Genomic DNA, 14,182 nt, shown 5'->3' with positions numbered 1-14,182 from the left:
GACGGGTGGGAGAATCGGGACGTGTCGCGTCCTCGCCGCCTCGGCTACCTGCTCAAGCACGCCAATCTGCGCCTGACCGAGCTGACCGGTCCGGCCCTGGAGCCGTACGGCCTGGACGGGCGCGAGTTCGCGGTGCTGGCGGTGATCGGCGGGCCGGGGCCGCTGTCGCAGCTCGACGTGGGGCGGCGGCTCGGCGTCGACCGTTCCAGCATGGTCGGGCTGGTGGACGGGCTGGAGCGCAAGAGGCTGGTGGGCCGCCGGCCGCACCCCGACGACCGGCGCAAGAACGTCGTCGAGCTGACCGAGCGCGGCCGCGAGACCCTGGAGGGGGCCACGCGGGCGGTGGACGCCGCCGAGGCGGAGTTCCTGGCGGGCCTAGAGGAGGGGGAGGCCCGCCTGTTTCGCGCCCTGCTCGGCAAGCTGGTCGGCTGAAACGGGCCCGCCCTCGCCGAGCTGCCCGGCGCGGTGGTGGCGGCGGCAGAGCACCTGGTAGCGCACCGGCGAGTCGTCGGTGTCGCCGATGACGACCTGCTCGCCGGTCCGCGCCATCGTCCCGCCCACCACCCGCGCGTTGAGCTGCCCGGGCCGCCCGCACCAGCACAGCACCTCGACCTGGAGCCGGCACACCTCGTCGGCCAGCTCGAACAGCCGCTGCGCCGCCGGGAACATCACCGACCGGAAGTCGGAGGCCAGGCCGAAGGCGTAGACGTCCACGCCGTGGTCGTCCACCAGGTCCGCGAGCTGCTCGATCTGCTCGACCGTGTAGAAGCACGCCTCGTCGCAGATGAGGTAGTCGACGCGGTCGTGCGCGGTGACCAGCCGCACCAGGTCGAGGCCGTCCTCCACCTCGATGGCCTCCAGTCCGAGCCCGATGCGGCTGGTGACCTTGGGCCCGCCCGAGCGGTCGTGCTTGGTGAGCACCAGGCCGCGCCGGCCCTGCCTCGCGTGGTTGTAGTTCAGCTGGAGCGCGAGGGTGGACTTCCCGCAGTCCATGGGGCCGAAGTAGAACTTCAGCACGGCATCCCGCGCCCCCGACGGCACCGGCGACAAGGCAGACGATTGGGTCACGGGCCGCCAGCTTAGCGGCTTGGCTTGTTCCATAACCTCGTGGGACATTTCTCCCCTGAGGTTTCAGGAGGAACTGTGGTCACCGAAAAACCGCCCGCGCTCGACGAGATGTTGAAGCAGGACGACCTCACCGCCGCCCAGGCCGATGCCACCCGATGGCGCTACGGCTTCTACGTGGTGGTCGCGGGCATCGTGGCCGTCCTGGTCGCCTTCGGCGCGGCCGTGTTCGCCACGCGCGAGTTCGCGGCGCTGTTCGCCGGGGTGGCGGGGGTGATCGGTACGATCGTCGGCGCGTACTTCGGCGTGCAGGCCGGCCAGTCGGGGAAGGCCAGGGTCGAGGCCGAGCTGGCCAGGACCCAGGAGCTGGCGATCCGCCTGGCCGCGTACGTCGGCACCGCGAACGCGCCCCGAGTCATCGACGAAGTGCTCGGCCGACGCCGGAGCTGAGGAGCCCATGCGAAGCGTCCGAATCGGAGTGGACACCGGAGGCACGTTCACCGACGTGGTGGCGGTGGACGAGCAGACCGGTGAGATCCTCACCACCAAGACCCCCTCGACCCCCGCGAACCCGGCCGACGGGTTCCTGGCGGGCATCGCGAAGCTGAGCGAGCTGGACGGCGGTGGCGGGCTCGACGTGAGCGGCATCGTGCACGGCACGACCGTCGCCACCAACCAGCTCCTGGAGGACCGCATCGCCGGCCTCGGCTTCATCACCACCGAGGGCTTCGAGTTCATCCTGGAGATCGCCCGCCAGAGCGTCCCCGACGGCTACGGCAACTCCTACTTCTGGGTCAAGCCGCCCAGGATCGTCCCGGTGCGCCACGTCCGCACCGTCGGCGGGCGCCTGGACCACCAGGGCAACGAGGTGCGGCCGTTCTCGGAGGAGCAGGCCGTCGAGGTGGCCCGCTGGTTCCGCGGCAAGGGCATCAACGCGATCGGCGTGTGCTTCCTGCACTCCTACGCCAACCCCGAGCACGAGCGGCGCATGCGCGAGGTGTTGTGGCGCGAGCACCCGCAGGCGGTGATCTCGCTCTCCAGCGACGTGCTGCGCGAGTACCGCGAGTACGAGCGCTCGGTCACCACCCTGGTGGACGCCGCCGTCAAGCCCGCGGTGCGCGGCTACCTGGCGAGCCTGTCCACCCGCCTCGGCCGCCCGTTCTCGGTCATGAAGTCCAACGGCGGCATCCTGTCGGCCCGTGAGGTGGTCAACCAGCCGATCACCACCGTGCTGTCCGGCCCGGCCGCCGGCGCGCTGGGCGCGGCGCTGGTCGCCGCCACCGCCGGGCACGGCTCGGTGATCACGCTGGACGGCGGCGGCACCTCCACGGACGTGGCCGTGGTCATCGACGGCGAGCCGTCGGTCACCACGGAGGGCTCGATCGGCCGCTACCCGTGCAAGATCCCGATGATCGACCTGGTGACGGTCGGCGCGGGCGGCGGCTCGATCGCGTGGATCTCGCCCGAGGGCACGCTCAAGGTCGGCCCGCGCTCGGCCGGCGCGGACCCCGGCCCGATCTGCTACGGCAAGGGCGGCACGGAGGTGACGGTCACCGACGCGCACGTCTTCCTCGGCCGCGTCCCGCCGCACCTGCTGGGCGGCGAGATCCCGCTGGACGTCGAGGCCGCCCGCGCCGGCATCGAGGCCCTGGCCGACAAGCTCGGCCTCACCCCCGAGCGCACCGCGACCGGCATCCTGGAGATCAGCGCGTTCAACCAGAGCAACGCCATCCGGCAGCTCACCGTCAAGCGGGGGCTGGACGTGCGGGACTTCCCGCTGGTGACCTTCGGCGGGTCGGGGCCGCTGCTGGCGTGCCGGCTCATCGACATCCTGGGGCTGCCCTCGGTCGTGGTGCCGCGCGACCCGGGCAACGTCTCGGCGTTCGGGCTGCTCACGGTGGACGTCAAGAACGACTACGTGCGGACGTACGTCACCCGCGACCTGTCGCTCGGCAAGGCCGCGGAGATCTTCCACGACCTGGAGCATCAGGCGGGGGAGGCGCTGGACCGCGAGGGCTTCGCCGACCCCGTCTACGTCCGCAGCGCCGACCTGCGGTACTACGGCCAGGGTTACGAGGTGCGCGTCCCGGCCCCGTCGGGGGAGATCGACGCCGACTGGCGGGCCCAGGTCGTCGAGCGCTTCCACGAGGCGCACGAGAAGCTGTACGGCTACGCCTACCGCGACGACCCCCGCCACGCGGTCGAATGGGTCAACCTGCGCGTCTCGGGCATCGGCCCCATCACCCGCCCGGCCCTGCGCCCGCTGGACAAGCCCGGCACGGGCGCCACCTCCGTACGCTCCGTGCACTTCACCGAGACCCGCGACACGCCGATACACCAGCGCGTCGCCCTCGGCCCCGGCGCCACCGTCAAGGGCCCGGCGGTGATCGAGGAGTACGGCTCGACGATCCCCATCCACCCCGGCTTCACCGCCACCGTGGACGCCTACGGCAACGTGGAGGTCAAGCGTGACTGATCCCATCCTCGTCGAGATCGTCGAGGGCACGCTGGCGTCGGTCGAGAAGGAGGTCGAGACCGCCATCGCCCGCACCGCCCGCTCGCCGATGATCCGCGACGCGCACGATTTCCGCGCCGGCATCCACGACGCCCGCCTGCGCAAGCTCACCGGCCGCTCCTACAGCGCGCTGGTCCAGCCGGTCGTGCGCGACTTCCCGATCGGGACGATGCGGCCCGGCGACGTCTACTTCCACAACGACGTCTACCTGTCCGAGGGCGGCATCGGCCACCTGCCCGACCTGTGCGTCACCGTGCCGGTCTTCCACGAGGGCGAGGTGGTGGCGTTCGTGCAGGCGTTCGGCCACCACGACGACATCGGCGGCAGCGTGCCGGGCTCGATGCCCTCGCACGCGCGCTCGGTGTTCGAGGAGGGCCTGATGGTCCCGCCGATCAAGCTGTGGGACCAGGGCGTGCCGAACGAGGCCGCGCTGCGCATCATGACCCGCAACTCCCGCCTGCCCGACTCCCTCGCCGGCGACCTGGACGCCGAGTGCTCGGCCTGCCTGATGGGCGCGCGGCGGCTGGGCGAGCTGTTCGAGCGCTACGGCCGCGAGGCCGTCGAGGAGTGCTTCGACGCCATCATCACCAAGACCACCGAGACCTTCCGCCGCGAGCTGCTGTCGAAGATCCCCGAGGGGACGTACGTGTGGGAGGACTACGCCGAGCACGACGGCGTGGACGAGCCCCGCCTGCACGCTCAGCGCATCACGCTCACCGTGGACCACGCCGCCGAGGCCCCGCTGCGCATCGACTTCACCGGCACCTCGCCGCAGGCCAAGGGGCCGATCAACCACGCCGGCGACTACGCCGACGGGGTGTTCCTGAAGAAGTGGCTGGCCCCCGTGCTGCGCAACCTGGCCGACACGCCCGAGCGGATGGCCGAGCTGGACGTCAACGAGGGCGTCGTGCCGCTGATCGAGATGGTCTTCCCGGAGAAGGGCACGCTGCTCACGCCGGTCTTCCCCGCGCCGACGAACGCGCGCACGTTCGTCATCCTGCGCCTGCTCGGCGTGCTCGCCGGGGTGCTGGCCAAGGCCACCGGCGGGCGCATGCCGGCCGACCAGGAGACCATCCGCTACACCGGCGTGCACGGCCTGGACGCCGACGGGCAGCCGTACCTGATGCGCGAGGTGCTGGGCGGCGGCTCCGGCGGGCGCTGGTACGCCGACGGCGAGGACACCATCCACGTCGTGCCCGACTCGCGCAACATCCCGGTGGAGTTCGCCGAGGCCCGCTGGCCGTTCCGGGTCGAGCGGCTGGCGCTCGCCTGCGACTCGGGCGGGCCGGGCATGTTCCGGGGCGGGCTCGGCTACGACAAGCACATCCGGATGTTGCGCGACGCCTCGTACATGTCGATCGCCGACCGCTCGATCCTGTCGTGCTGGGGCGTCAACGGCGGGCTGGCCGGGCGGCCGTTCCGGGTGGAGATCAACGGCAGGGAGATGGACGGCCTGGTGGACGACCATCCGGTGCACGCCGGCGAGATCATCCGCATCCGCACCACCGGGGGCGGCGGCTGGGGCTCGCCGTACGACCGGGACCCGCGCGCCGTCGCGGCCGATGTGCGCGACGGCAAGGTCTCGATCGCCGGCGCCCTCGGCGACTACGGCGTGGTGCTGGACGGCGACCGCATCGACGAGCAGGGCACCGCCGAGCTGCGCGCCACCCTGCGGCCCCCGTCGAACCGCTTCTTCGACCGGGGGCCGGGCTACGCCAAGCTGTCGGGCGGCCGGGCGCAGGCCGAGGTGGACGAGCTCTAACCCTGCTCGTCGAAGCTGGCGTGGTAGGTGGCGGCCATGTCCTCGCCCCCGTGGCCCCGCGCCGCGGCGCGGCGGAAGCGCTCGCCGGCGGCCGCCACCACGTCGAGCCGGACGCCGGCGGCCGCGCCGGTCTCGACGATCAGCCGGGTGTCCTTCTCGGCGTTGGCCACGGTGAAGCTGGGCGTGAAGTCGCCCGCGATGATCGCCTTGGACTTGCCCTGGAAGTAGGCGTTGTCGAGAGGGCCGCCGGAGATCACCTCGCCGACCAGGCCGGGGTCGAGGCCGAGGCCCTTGGCCAGGGCCAGCGACTCGGCCACGACGGCGGTGAGCGAGATGGCGTAGCTGACGGTGGCCAGCTTGAGCTTGGAGGCGGTGCCGTCGGCGCCGTCCTCGCCGAGCCAGAGCGTGCGCTGCCCGACCGCGTCGAAGACCGGCTCCACCGCCTTCCTGGCCTCCTGCGGGCCGGCCGCGAGCACGAGCAGCTTGCCCTGCTCGGCGGGCTGCCTGGTGCCCTGCACGGGCGCGTCCACGTAGGCCAGGCCGTGCTCGGCGGCCAGCGCGGCCAGCTCAGCGGCGGCGGCCGGGCCGACCGTGCTCATCTGCGCCCAGACCTGCCCGGCCCGCAGCGCGGGGACGGCGGCCGTCATCGCGGCCCGCACCGCGCCGGCGTCGCTCAGCATGGTGACGATCACGTCCGCGCCCTCGACCGCGCCCGCGGCCGTGCCGGCGACCGTGATCCCGTGCTCGGCCAGCGGCTGCGCCTTCTCCCTCGTCCGGTTCCAGGCGGTGACGCGGAGACCGGCCGCGGCCAGGTTGCGCGCCATGGGCGCGCCCATGATCCCGGTGCCGAGAACTGCGACTGAAGTCATGGGATCATCATACGATGGCCGCGTGGGACCTTCCCGGATCATCGCCGTGCGCCACGGCGAGAGCGAGGCCAACCTGGCGTACCGGCGGGCCGGCGAGCGGCCGCTGGTCTACGGGCGGGGCGACGACGAGGTGACCCTGACCGCGCTGGGCCGCGAGCAGGCCGCGGCGCTCGGCCGGCTGCTGGCGGCGCTGCCCGCCGGCGAGGAGCCCGAGCAGGTGTGGTGCTCGCCCTACCGGCGGGCGCTCGACACCTGGGAGGGCGCCAGGGCCGCCTGGGGCGCCGGGCCGCTGCCGCTCACCGTGGACGACCGGCTCAGGGACCAGGAGCAAGGGGCGTTCGCCCGGCTCAACCCGGCGGCGGTCAGGGAACGTTTCCCCGGGGAGCCGGCGCGGCGGGAGGCGGAGGGCGCCTACGCCTTCCGGCCGCCGGGCGGGGAGTCGCTGGCGGACGTGGTGGTGCGGCTGCGCGCGTTCGTCCGGCACCTGGAGCGGCGGGCGGACGGGCGGCGGGTGCTGATCGTCGCGCACGACTCGGTGGTGCTGGGGCTGCGGCACGTCATCGCCGGAGCGCCGGACGCCGAGCTGGCCGCGGTGCTGGAGTTCGCGCCCGTGCTCAACGCCTCGGTGTCGGTGTGGCGCACCGGGGAGGGAGCCTTCGAGCTGGTCCGCTTCAACGACGTCGGGCACCTCACGTCCTGACGACCAGGTCGGCGCGCTCGCGGGTGCGGTCGGCGGCGAACCACTCCCGCTCGGCCGCGAACCACTCGTGCCAGCGCGGCTCCAGCGCCGGGCCGTCCCGCTCCAGCACGCGGGCCAGCCGCACCGCCTCGTCCGCCTCCATCCACACCGTGTACGCCAGCAGGTGCGCGACGCGGGCGCGCGCCACGCCGACGCCCTCGACGACGAGCACCGGCGCCACCGGCACGTCCACGTGCTCCGCGTAGGCGCCCCGCACCCAGTCGTAGCGGCGGAACCCGCCGGGCCGCCCGTTCCGCAGCGGCTCCAGGACCTGCTCCTCCAGCGCGGCGAACCAGCCGCCCGGCCCCTCCTCCCACGGCACCGGGAAGTCGTCGCTGTGGACGACCTGGCAGCCCAGCTCCGCCGCCAGCCGCCGGGCGAACGTCGTCTTGCCCGACCCGGCCGGCCCGTCCACCGCCACCAGGCGGACCGGGCCGCACGACGGCGGCAGGCTCCTGACGACGGCGGCCGGCGAATTCACCGACCCAGGGTAGATGACGCGGCGGCGGCAACTGAGAGAATGTTCTTTCACCCTGGACGCAAGCAGGAGGTTGACCGTGCTCGGACCCCTCGGCGACGTCGTCGTGCTGGACCTGTCCAGGGCGCTGGCCGGGCCGCACGCCGCGCAGATGCTGGGCGACCTGGGCGCCCGGGTGATCAAGGTGGAGCACCCGGACGGCGGCGACGAGTCGCGGGGCTGGGGGCCGCCGTTCGTCGGTCCCGATCACGAAATTTCAACATATTTCCTGGCAGCCAACCGCAACAAGCAGTCGATCGCCGTCGACCTCAAGTCCGCCGAGGGCAAAACCCTCGTCAAGCGCCTGGCCCGGCAGAGCGACGTCCTGGTGGAGAACTTCCGCCCCGGCGTCCTCGACCGCCTCGGCTTCTCCACCGAGCGCCTGCACCAGCTCAACCCCCGCCTGGTCATCCTGTCGATCACCGGCTTCGGCCACGACGGCCCCGAGGGCGGCCGGCCCGGCTACGACCAGATCGCCCAGGGCGAGGCCGGGCTGATGTCGCTGACCGGCCCCTCGCCGGAGGAGCCCTACCGGGTGGGCGCCTCGATCGCCGACCTGCTGGCCGGCATCCACGGCGCCTACGGCGTCGTCGCCGCGCTCTACGAGCGCGAGCGCACCGGCAGGGGGCGCGTCGTGCGTACGTCCCTGCTGGCCGCCGTCACCGGCGTGCACTCCTACCACGGCACCGCCTGGACCGTCGGCGGCCAGGTCTCCCGCGCCGCCGGCAACCACCACGCCTCCATCACCCCCTACGGCTCCTTCCGCTGCGCCGACGGCATGCTCCAGATCGCCGCCGCCAACGACGGCCAGTGGCGCAAGGTCGCCACGCTGCTCGGCATCGACCCTGACACACCGCGCTACCGCACCAACCGCGACCGCCACGCCCACCGCGAGACGCTGATCGCCGAGATGGAGAAGGCGCTGGCCGCCCACGGCCGCGCCCACTGGCTGGCCGAGCTGGGCGCGGCCGGGGTTCCCGCGGGCGCGATCCGCTCCCTCGACGAGGTCTACACGTGGGATCAGACCCGCTCGCAGGGCCTCGTCGTCGAGGTCGACCACCCGGTGCTCGGCCGCGTCGAGCTGCCCGGCCCGCCGCTGCGCTTCGACGGCCTGCCCGCCCGCGAGCACACCGCGCCCCCCATGCTCGGCCAGGACGGCGACGCGGTGCTCGCCTGGCTGGCGGAGCGCGAAGGATGACGGGCACGACGGGCACGAACGGCACGACCGGCACGCGGCGCCGCCCGCCGGGGCGCCCGTGCGGCACCATCCCAGAGCCGGCCGACAACTAGGGAGCGACAGTGAGCCGTCCGGACGCGCGCACGCTGATCGAGACGGTCCTCGACCAGGGATCGTGGAAGTCGTGGGACGCGCCGCCCGCCGACCCGGCAGAGCCCGGCTCCTCCTACGCCGACGAGCTGGCCGCCACCCGCGTCAAGACCGGCTACGACGAGTCCGTGATCACCGGCGAGGGGCTGCTCGACGGGCGCCGGGTGGCCGTCGTGGCCTGCGAGTTCTCGTTCATGGCCGGCTCGATCGGGATGGCGGCGGCCGAGCGGGTCACCGCCGCGGTCGAGCGGGCCGGCCGCGAGCGGCTGCCGCTGCTGGCCGCGCCCGCCTCGGGCGGCACGCGCATGCAGGAGGGCGCGCCGGCGTTCGTCCAGATGGTGAAGATCACCGCCGCGCTCCAGGAGCACCGCGCGCTCGGCCTGCCCTACCTGGTGTACCTGCGCCATCCGGCGACCGGCGGCGTGCTGGCCTCGTGGGGGTCGCTCGGCCACGTCACGGCCGCCGAGCCGGAGGCGCTGATCGGCTTCATGGGGCCGCGGGTGTTCGAGGCGCTGCACGGCTACCCGTTCCCCGAGGGAGTCCAGGTCGCCGAGAACCTTTACCACAAGGGCCTGCTGGACGCCGTGGTCTCGGCCGCCGACCTGCGGGCGGTCGCGATCAGGGCGCTGGGCGTGCTGGCCGCCGACCGCTCCGCCGTGGTGGCGGGCGAGCCGCCGGAGGAGGACCTGCGGCCGGTCGAGGCGTGGGAGGCGATCACCCGCTCGCGCCGCGACGACCGTCCCGGCGTGCGCACGCTGCTCAAGCTCGCCGCCACCGACACCACCCCGCTCAGCGGCACCGGCACCGGCGACAGCGACCCGGGGCTGCTGCTCGCGCTGGCCAGGTTCGGCAGCGCGCCGGCCGTGGTGCTCGGCCAGGACCGGCGGATCCAGCGGGCCAGCGCGCCGCCCGGCCCGGCCGCGCTGCGGGTCGCCAGGCGCGGCATGCGGCTGGCCGCCGACCTGGGCCTGCCGCTGGTCACCGTCGTCGACACGGCCGGGGCCGACCTGTCGAAGGCGGCTGAGGAGGGCGGGCTGGCCGCCGAGATCGCCCGCTGCCTGGCCGAGCTGGTCACGCTGCCCGCGCCCACCGTCTGCCTGCTGCTCGGCGAGGGCGCGGGCGGCGCGGCCCTCGCCCTGCTGCCCGCCGACCGGGTGTTGTGCGCCCAGCACGCCTGGCTGTCGCCGCTGCCACCGGAGGGCGCCTCGGCGATCCTCTACCGCTCGGTCGACTTCGCGCCGGAGATCGCCCAGTTCCAGCGCATCCGCGCCACCGACCTGCGCCGCGACGGCATCGTGGACCGGGTCATCCCTGAGGTGCCCGACGCCGCCTACGAGCCGCGGCGCTTCTGCGAGCGGGTGGGGCGGGCGCTGGAGTACGAGATCGCCGGGCTGCTGCGGCAGGACCCGGCGGACCGACTCGCGGCCCGCCGGGCCCGCTACCGGGGGCTGGGCACGCCCGCCGGCTAGCCCGCCGTCAGGACGGAGGCGGGGTGGACCACATCCGCTCGCCGGCGGCGTCGTAGCCGGTCAGGGTCGCGCCCTCGCCGAAGTCGGCGCCGTCAGGCGCCGGCCCCGCGAACAGCGTCACGCCCTGTCCCCAGGGGTCGGGCACGGTCGTGGCGGTGGCGGTGGCGCCGCCCTTCCAGGCGATCACGACCTTGGCCGTGCCCGCGGGCGCGTAGCCGTACCAGGAGTGCTCGCCGTTCGCCCAGTACGCGGGGTGGCGCTCGTCGAACTGCTCGCTCAGCCTGCTGCCGGGCACCGGTCCCGGCAGTGCCGCCGCCAGCTCCCCGCCCTCCCGGAAGTCCAGGCAGCTGTCGCTCAGCCGGGCGGTGGTCCCGCCGGGCAGGCTCAGGAGCCTGTCCCCGGCCGGGCTGGTGTCGAGGCCGCAGGCCTTGGTGTAGATCGGCACCGGCCGGGGCTTGCGGTCGCGTACCTTCACGACGTAGCCGCGCACGTCGGTCCCGAGCGGCACCGACACGTGCCACACCGTGCCGGGCGCGCCCTCGCCCCGCAGGAAGCCGGCGCGCACCCGCCGCCCGTCGGACAGCACCGCCTCGACCCACTCCCAGTCGTCGCCGGCCGGGCCGTAAAGGGTCTCGGCCCCCGGCTCGGGAAGGTAGGTGACCGTGGTGTAGGAGGGGAACGTCCCCTGCGGATCCGCGGGGGAGCACCACGTCGCGTGCCGCTCGCTGGGGCGGACGCCGCCGCTCGCGCAGAGCGTGAGCGGATCCTCGCCCCTCCGGACGAACCAGACGCGCGTCGGGCCGCCGGAGCCCTCGGTGCCCGGCAGGTCCTGCACGGGACCGATCACGTGATCGGCGGTGGCGGCGCCGGACTTGTCCGGCTCCTGGTACCGCCAGACCTCGCGGCCGGCCGCGTCGTAGGCGACCGCCGTGTAGCCGGCGTAGGGATCGACGTCCGGGCCGGCGCCGGCGAACAGCGCGAGACCCAGGTGCCACGGGTCGGGCCGGGTGCTCACGGTGGCCTCGCCGCCGTCCTGGTAGGACACCTTGACGGTGGCGACGTCCGGGCGGGCGTAGCCGGTGACGACGGCCGGGCGCAGGATCAGGTGCACCGGCTCCTTGCGGACGTCCACCGGGAGGTCGTCGAGGTCGGCGCCGCCGCGCGTCCAGGTCAGCCGGTCGCCCTCCGGCGGCTTCCGGTACCGTACCGTGACGCCCTCGGGCAGCTCGGCCGCCGGTCCCGCCGCGGGCCCGCGCGGCATCGCCAGCGGGTCGCGGGAGCGCTTGCTGATGGGGGCGCCCCCCCGGTCGGCGTACTCGACCCAGGACAGCCCGTCCGGCGCGGGGTAGGTGACGGTCCAGATCCGGTACGGCGCGCCCTCCGGGCTCAGCAGCGTGCCCGCCACCCTCCGCCCCGAGGCGGTGATCCCGGTGACCGCGCCGACCCCGGGCTGGGCCACCCCCCAGTCCAGCGCGGTCGCCGCCCCGTCCCGGTTCGTGCTGCCCATGAACTCGACCTGGGACTGCTCGGACACCTCGGAGCAGCCCCCGTACGGCTCGGCGGCGGCCCGTTCGAGCACGAAGCAGAGCTGCGGGTAGCCCAGCGCGGCCTTGGCGAACCAGAGCCGCAGCGGCCGCTCCTCGCTGGGGTTGTCCACGGTCACCTCCTCCCCGGCGGCCGTCCGGTCCCGCATGAGCCGGCTGTGGATCTCGCCCGGGTCGGCCGCGGTGTTCCGGCCCAGGCCCCCGCCCAGCAGGACCGGCGCGAACACGGCCAGCAGCGCCACGGGCAGCGCGGCCAGCAGCGGGTGGCCCCAGCGGCGGCGGCGCGGGTGCCGGTTCCGGACCCGGATCCAGGCGTCCGGGCTCGTCCCGAAGGTCTCGGCCCGCGCGTGGAACGCGGCCCGCAGGCGCTCCTCCATGTCGTTCATCGCGGGTCCTCCTCCTGCTTCAGTGCCCGGCCCAGCGCGGCGAGCGCCCGGCTGGCGTGCGTCTTGACCGAGCCGGGCGAGACGCCCATGGCCTCGGCGATCTCCCGCTCGGACAGGTCCAGCCAGTAGCGCAGGACCAGGGCCTCGCGCTGGCGGCGGGGCAGCCGGTCCACCGCGGCCAGCAGCTCGCGGTGCTCCTCGGCGGCGAGCACGGCGTGCTCGCCGCCGCGGGCCGGCTCGGGCGGGTCGGGGCGGCGCAGCCGGACCAGGCGCAGGTGGCGCAGGCGGTTGCGGGTCAGGTTGCAGACGGTCGCGCGCAGGTAGGCCAGCGCGGCCGTGTCCTCGCGCAGCCTCCTGGCGTGCAGCCGGGCGAACGCCTCCTGGGCGATGTCCTCCGGGTCGTCGGCGCCCAGCAGGCCGGCCAGGCGCACCAGGCCGTGGTACTGGGCGGCGAACAGCTCCGCGAACGCCGGCTGCCGCGTGGTGGCGGTCGGTGTGTCGATCACACCTGAAGAGACACCCGATGCGTGATCCGGTTGACGCGACGGGCGGGACGATCTCAGCCGCGCGCCGCCCGCCACTCCGGCGCGAGCACCGACCAGACCTCCATGTCGTGGCGCTCGCCCCGGTGCGGGTAGCTCTCGCGCAGCACGCCGTCGCGGGTCATGCCGAGCCGCCGCGCCACCGCGATGCTGGCGGTGTTGCCCGACGCCGCCTGCCACTCCACGCGGTGGATGCCGCGCTCCTCGACGGCCCAGTCGATGATCGCCCGCACCGCCCTGGTCACCAGCCCCTTGCCGACGGCCGAGGGCTCCAGCCAGCAGCCGGCCTCGGCGGTGCCCATGGCGACGTCCATGGTGCGGAACAGCACCCCGCCGACGAGCCGGTCGTCCAGCCAGATGCCGTAGAGGCGGCCGGTGTCGGCGGCGGCCCTGCCGGCGTAGGAGATCAGGAACGCCCGCGCCGACTCCAGGTCGCCCACCCGGTCGGGCAGGCCGATGAAGCGGCCGATGTGCTCGCGGCCGCGGTCGATGTGGGCCAGGAACTCGGCCGCGTGCCACGGCTCCAGGGGGCGCAGCAGCGCGCCGTCGTCGCCGAGGGACACCGAGAACACGCGGACCGCCTTCCCTACGGCACCGGGATGCGCTCGACCCGGATGGAGAAGACCTCCTCGCGGGGGACCACGACCTCGTAGGCGCCGTGGTCGACCATCCAGTAGCCCAGTGCCTCGGCCTTCATCCCGCTGTGCCCGGTGTAAGCGATGTGCAGGCCGTCCTCGTCCTCGTCGAGGACGATGCACGGCTCGCCGCCGAAGGCCCCCACGGTGCGGACGAGCACCAGCCACTCCACCTCGGCGCGGGTCACCCGCCGCCGCCAGTAGCCGTCGGCCTGCTCGAAGCCGGGCAGCTCGGCCTCGCTGAACAGCACCACCTGACCGTCCTCGGGGCCCACGGCAGCGGGCAGGGTGTGCTCGCCGTAGCGGGCGACGAAGCCGGAGGCGACCGGCGTGATGTCCTCGCTCATGCGGCGGGCCGCCAGGTCAGCCCGTCGTAGCCGGCGAAGGGCCGCTCGCCGTCGCGCGTGACGTGCACGATCTCCGCGCCCGCCGGGATCGGCATCGGGACGGTGTGGAACTGCGGCACGACGTGGTCGGGCGAGGTGGTGAAGCCGTTGCCCGCGAACGGCGGGGCGTCGCTCCAGTCGCCACCCATGTGCGGCCCGTACGGCACCGCGTAGGTGTCGACGTCGCGGGCGTACCAGCGCATCAGATACACCTCGGGCACCTCCGCGAACAGCTCCGATCCGTCGAACGACAGGTCGAGCCCCCAGTAGAGAGCCTCTGGGGTGGTCAGCCTGACGCAATCCTGCACCCGGTAGACGTAACCGGAGATCACCGTGCGCTTGCCCGACAGATAGGGCACGAGCAGACGCGGCGGGATCACCTTCTGCATCTGCGTTCCGCTCACGCTTCTACTTTACGGTCGCTTG

15 protein-coding genes are annotated in these 14,182 nt (G+C 74.1%); 7 read left to right on the top strand and 8 right to left on the bottom strand.

Annotated features, from left to right (window positions below):
- The first annotated feature begins 21 nt into the window (after positions 1–21).
- Positions 22–432 carry a MarR family winged helix-turn-helix transcriptional regulator gene (locus AB0H75_RS13145; protein WP_367795222.1) on the top strand — a complete coding sequence of 137 codons (411 nt, stop codon included), beginning with the start codon at positions 22–24 and terminating at the stop codon, positions 430–432.
- On the opposite strand, the gene AB0H75_RS13140 is transcribed toward AB0H75_RS13145, so the two are convergent.
- Positions 376–1,068, bottom strand: coding sequence for a thymidine kinase (locus AB0H75_RS13140; protein WP_367795218.1), 693 nt, complete (start codon positions 1,066–1,068; stop codon positions 376–378). The genes AB0H75_RS13145 and AB0H75_RS13140 overlap by 57 nt on opposite strands.
- 75 nt (positions 1,069–1,143) lie before the next feature.
- Here AB0H75_RS13140 and AB0H75_RS13135 point away from each other — a divergent pair, with 75 nt between their 5' ends.
- The 3 genes from AB0H75_RS13135 to AB0H75_RS13125 are packed head-to-tail and all read left to right on the top strand — an operon-like array spanning position 1,144 to position 5,342.
- The gene (locus tag AB0H75_RS13135; RefSeq protein ID WP_367795215.1) at positions 1,144–1,515 is read left to right on the top strand and encodes a hypothetical protein; all 372 of its coding nucleotides are present in this window, start codon (positions 1,144–1,146) and stop codon (positions 1,513–1,515) included.
- 7 nt (positions 1,516–1,522) lie between these two features.
- Complete coding sequence (locus AB0H75_RS13130; protein ID WP_367795212.1) at positions 1,523–3,541, top strand: hydantoinase/oxoprolinase family protein; 2,019 nt, start codon at positions 1,523–1,525, stop codon at positions 3,539–3,541.
- Entirely contained in the window at positions 3,534–5,342 is a 1,809-nt protein-coding gene (locus AB0H75_RS13125) for a hydantoinase B/oxoprolinase family protein (protein ID WP_367795209.1), read from the top strand. Before AB0H75_RS13130 ends, AB0H75_RS13125 begins: the two co-directional genes overlap by 8 nt.
- Here AB0H75_RS13125 and AB0H75_RS13120 read toward each other — a convergent pair.
- Positions 5,339–6,211, bottom strand: coding sequence for an NAD(P)-dependent oxidoreductase (locus AB0H75_RS13120; protein ID WP_367795206.1), 873 nt, complete (start codon positions 6,209–6,211; stop codon positions 5,339–5,341). The genes AB0H75_RS13125 and AB0H75_RS13120 overlap by 4 nt on opposite strands.
- A gap of 22 nt (positions 6,212–6,233) precedes the next feature.
- Here AB0H75_RS13120 and AB0H75_RS13115 point away from each other — a divergent pair, with 22 nt between their 5' ends.
- Positions 6,234–6,911 (top strand): histidine phosphatase family protein, encoded by a 678-nt coding sequence (locus tag AB0H75_RS13115; RefSeq protein ID WP_367795203.1) that lies wholly within the window; start codon positions 6,234–6,236, stop codon positions 6,909–6,911.
- On the opposite strand, the gene AB0H75_RS13110 is transcribed toward AB0H75_RS13115, so the two are convergent.
- Positions 6,901–7,431: a uridine kinase gene (locus AB0H75_RS13110; RefSeq protein ID WP_367795200.1), complete on the bottom strand. Its 531-nt coding sequence runs from the start codon at positions 7,429–7,431 to the stop codon at positions 6,901–6,903. The two genes, AB0H75_RS13115 and AB0H75_RS13110, sit on opposite strands and share 11 nt — an antisense overlap.
- 76 nt (positions 7,432–7,507) lie before the next feature.
- Between AB0H75_RS13110 and AB0H75_RS13105 the strand changes: the two genes are divergently transcribed.
- Together AB0H75_RS13105 and AB0H75_RS13100 are read left to right on the top strand one after the other, a co-directional pair.
- Positions 7,508–8,665 (top strand): CaiB/BaiF CoA transferase family protein, encoded by a 1,158-nt coding sequence (locus AB0H75_RS13105; protein WP_367795197.1) that lies wholly within the window; start codon positions 7,508–7,510, stop codon positions 8,663–8,665.
- A 101-nt stretch (positions 8,666–8,766) separates the two neighbouring features.
- Positions 8,767–10,263 (top strand): carboxyl transferase domain-containing protein, encoded by a 1,497-nt coding sequence (locus tag AB0H75_RS13100; protein WP_367795194.1) that lies wholly within the window; start codon positions 8,767–8,769, stop codon positions 10,261–10,263.
- A 7-nt stretch (positions 10,264–10,270) separates the two neighbouring features.
- On the opposite strand, the gene AB0H75_RS13095 is transcribed toward AB0H75_RS13100, so the two are convergent.
- The 5 genes from AB0H75_RS13095 to AB0H75_RS13075 are packed head-to-tail and all read right to left on the bottom strand — an operon-like array spanning position 10,271 to position 14,160.
- Complete coding sequence (locus AB0H75_RS13095; RefSeq protein WP_367795191.1) at positions 10,271–12,193, bottom strand: hypothetical protein; 1,923 nt, start codon at positions 12,191–12,193, stop codon at positions 10,271–10,273.
- Positions 12,190–12,699, bottom strand: a complete 510-nt coding sequence (locus AB0H75_RS13090; RefSeq protein ID WP_367795188.1) for an RNA polymerase sigma factor — start codon at positions 12,697–12,699, stop codon at positions 12,190–12,192. The genes AB0H75_RS13095 and AB0H75_RS13090 overlap by 4 nt, the downstream gene beginning before the upstream one ends.
- A 53-nt stretch (positions 12,700–12,752) precedes the next feature.
- Positions 12,753–13,307: a GNAT family N-acetyltransferase gene (locus AB0H75_RS13085; protein WP_367795185.1), complete on the bottom strand. Its 555-nt coding sequence runs from the start codon at positions 13,305–13,307 to the stop codon at positions 12,753–12,755.
- A gap of 14 nt (positions 13,308–13,321) precedes the next feature.
- Positions 13,322–13,717, bottom strand: a complete 396-nt coding sequence (locus tag AB0H75_RS13080) for a hypothetical protein (protein WP_367795182.1) — start codon at positions 13,715–13,717, stop codon at positions 13,322–13,324.
- Positions 13,714–14,160, bottom strand: coding sequence for a hypothetical protein (locus AB0H75_RS13075; protein WP_367795179.1), 447 nt, complete (start codon positions 14,158–14,160; stop codon positions 13,714–13,716). The genes AB0H75_RS13080 and AB0H75_RS13075 overlap by 4 nt, the downstream gene beginning before the upstream one ends.
- Between the last annotated feature and the right edge of the window lie 22 nt (positions 14,161–14,182).

It is taken from the genome of Nonomuraea sp. NPDC050783 (assembly GCF_040802095.1).
Classification (GTDB): domain Bacteria; phylum Actinomycetota; class Actinomycetes; order Streptosporangiales; family Streptosporangiaceae; genus Nonomuraea.
This window is presented reverse-complemented; position numbering and strand designations above follow the sequence as displayed.

Coding starts and splice junctions, on each gene's coding strand:
- AB0H75_RS13120 (WP_367795206.1), bottom strand. CDS start 6,211: ATGACTTCAGTCGCAGTTCTCGGCACCGGGATCATGGGCGCGCCCATG.
- AB0H75_RS13095 (WP_367795191.1), bottom strand. CDS start 12,193: ATGAACGACATGGAGGAGCGCCTGCGGGCCGCGTTCCACGCGCGGGCC.
- AB0H75_RS13080 (WP_367795182.1), bottom strand. CDS start 13,717: ATGAGCGAGGACATCACGCCGGTCGCCTCCGGCTTCGTCGCCCGCTAC.
- AB0H75_RS13130 (WP_367795212.1), top strand. CDS start 1,523: ATGCGAAGCGTCCGAATCGGAGTGGACACCGGAGGCACGTTCACCGAC.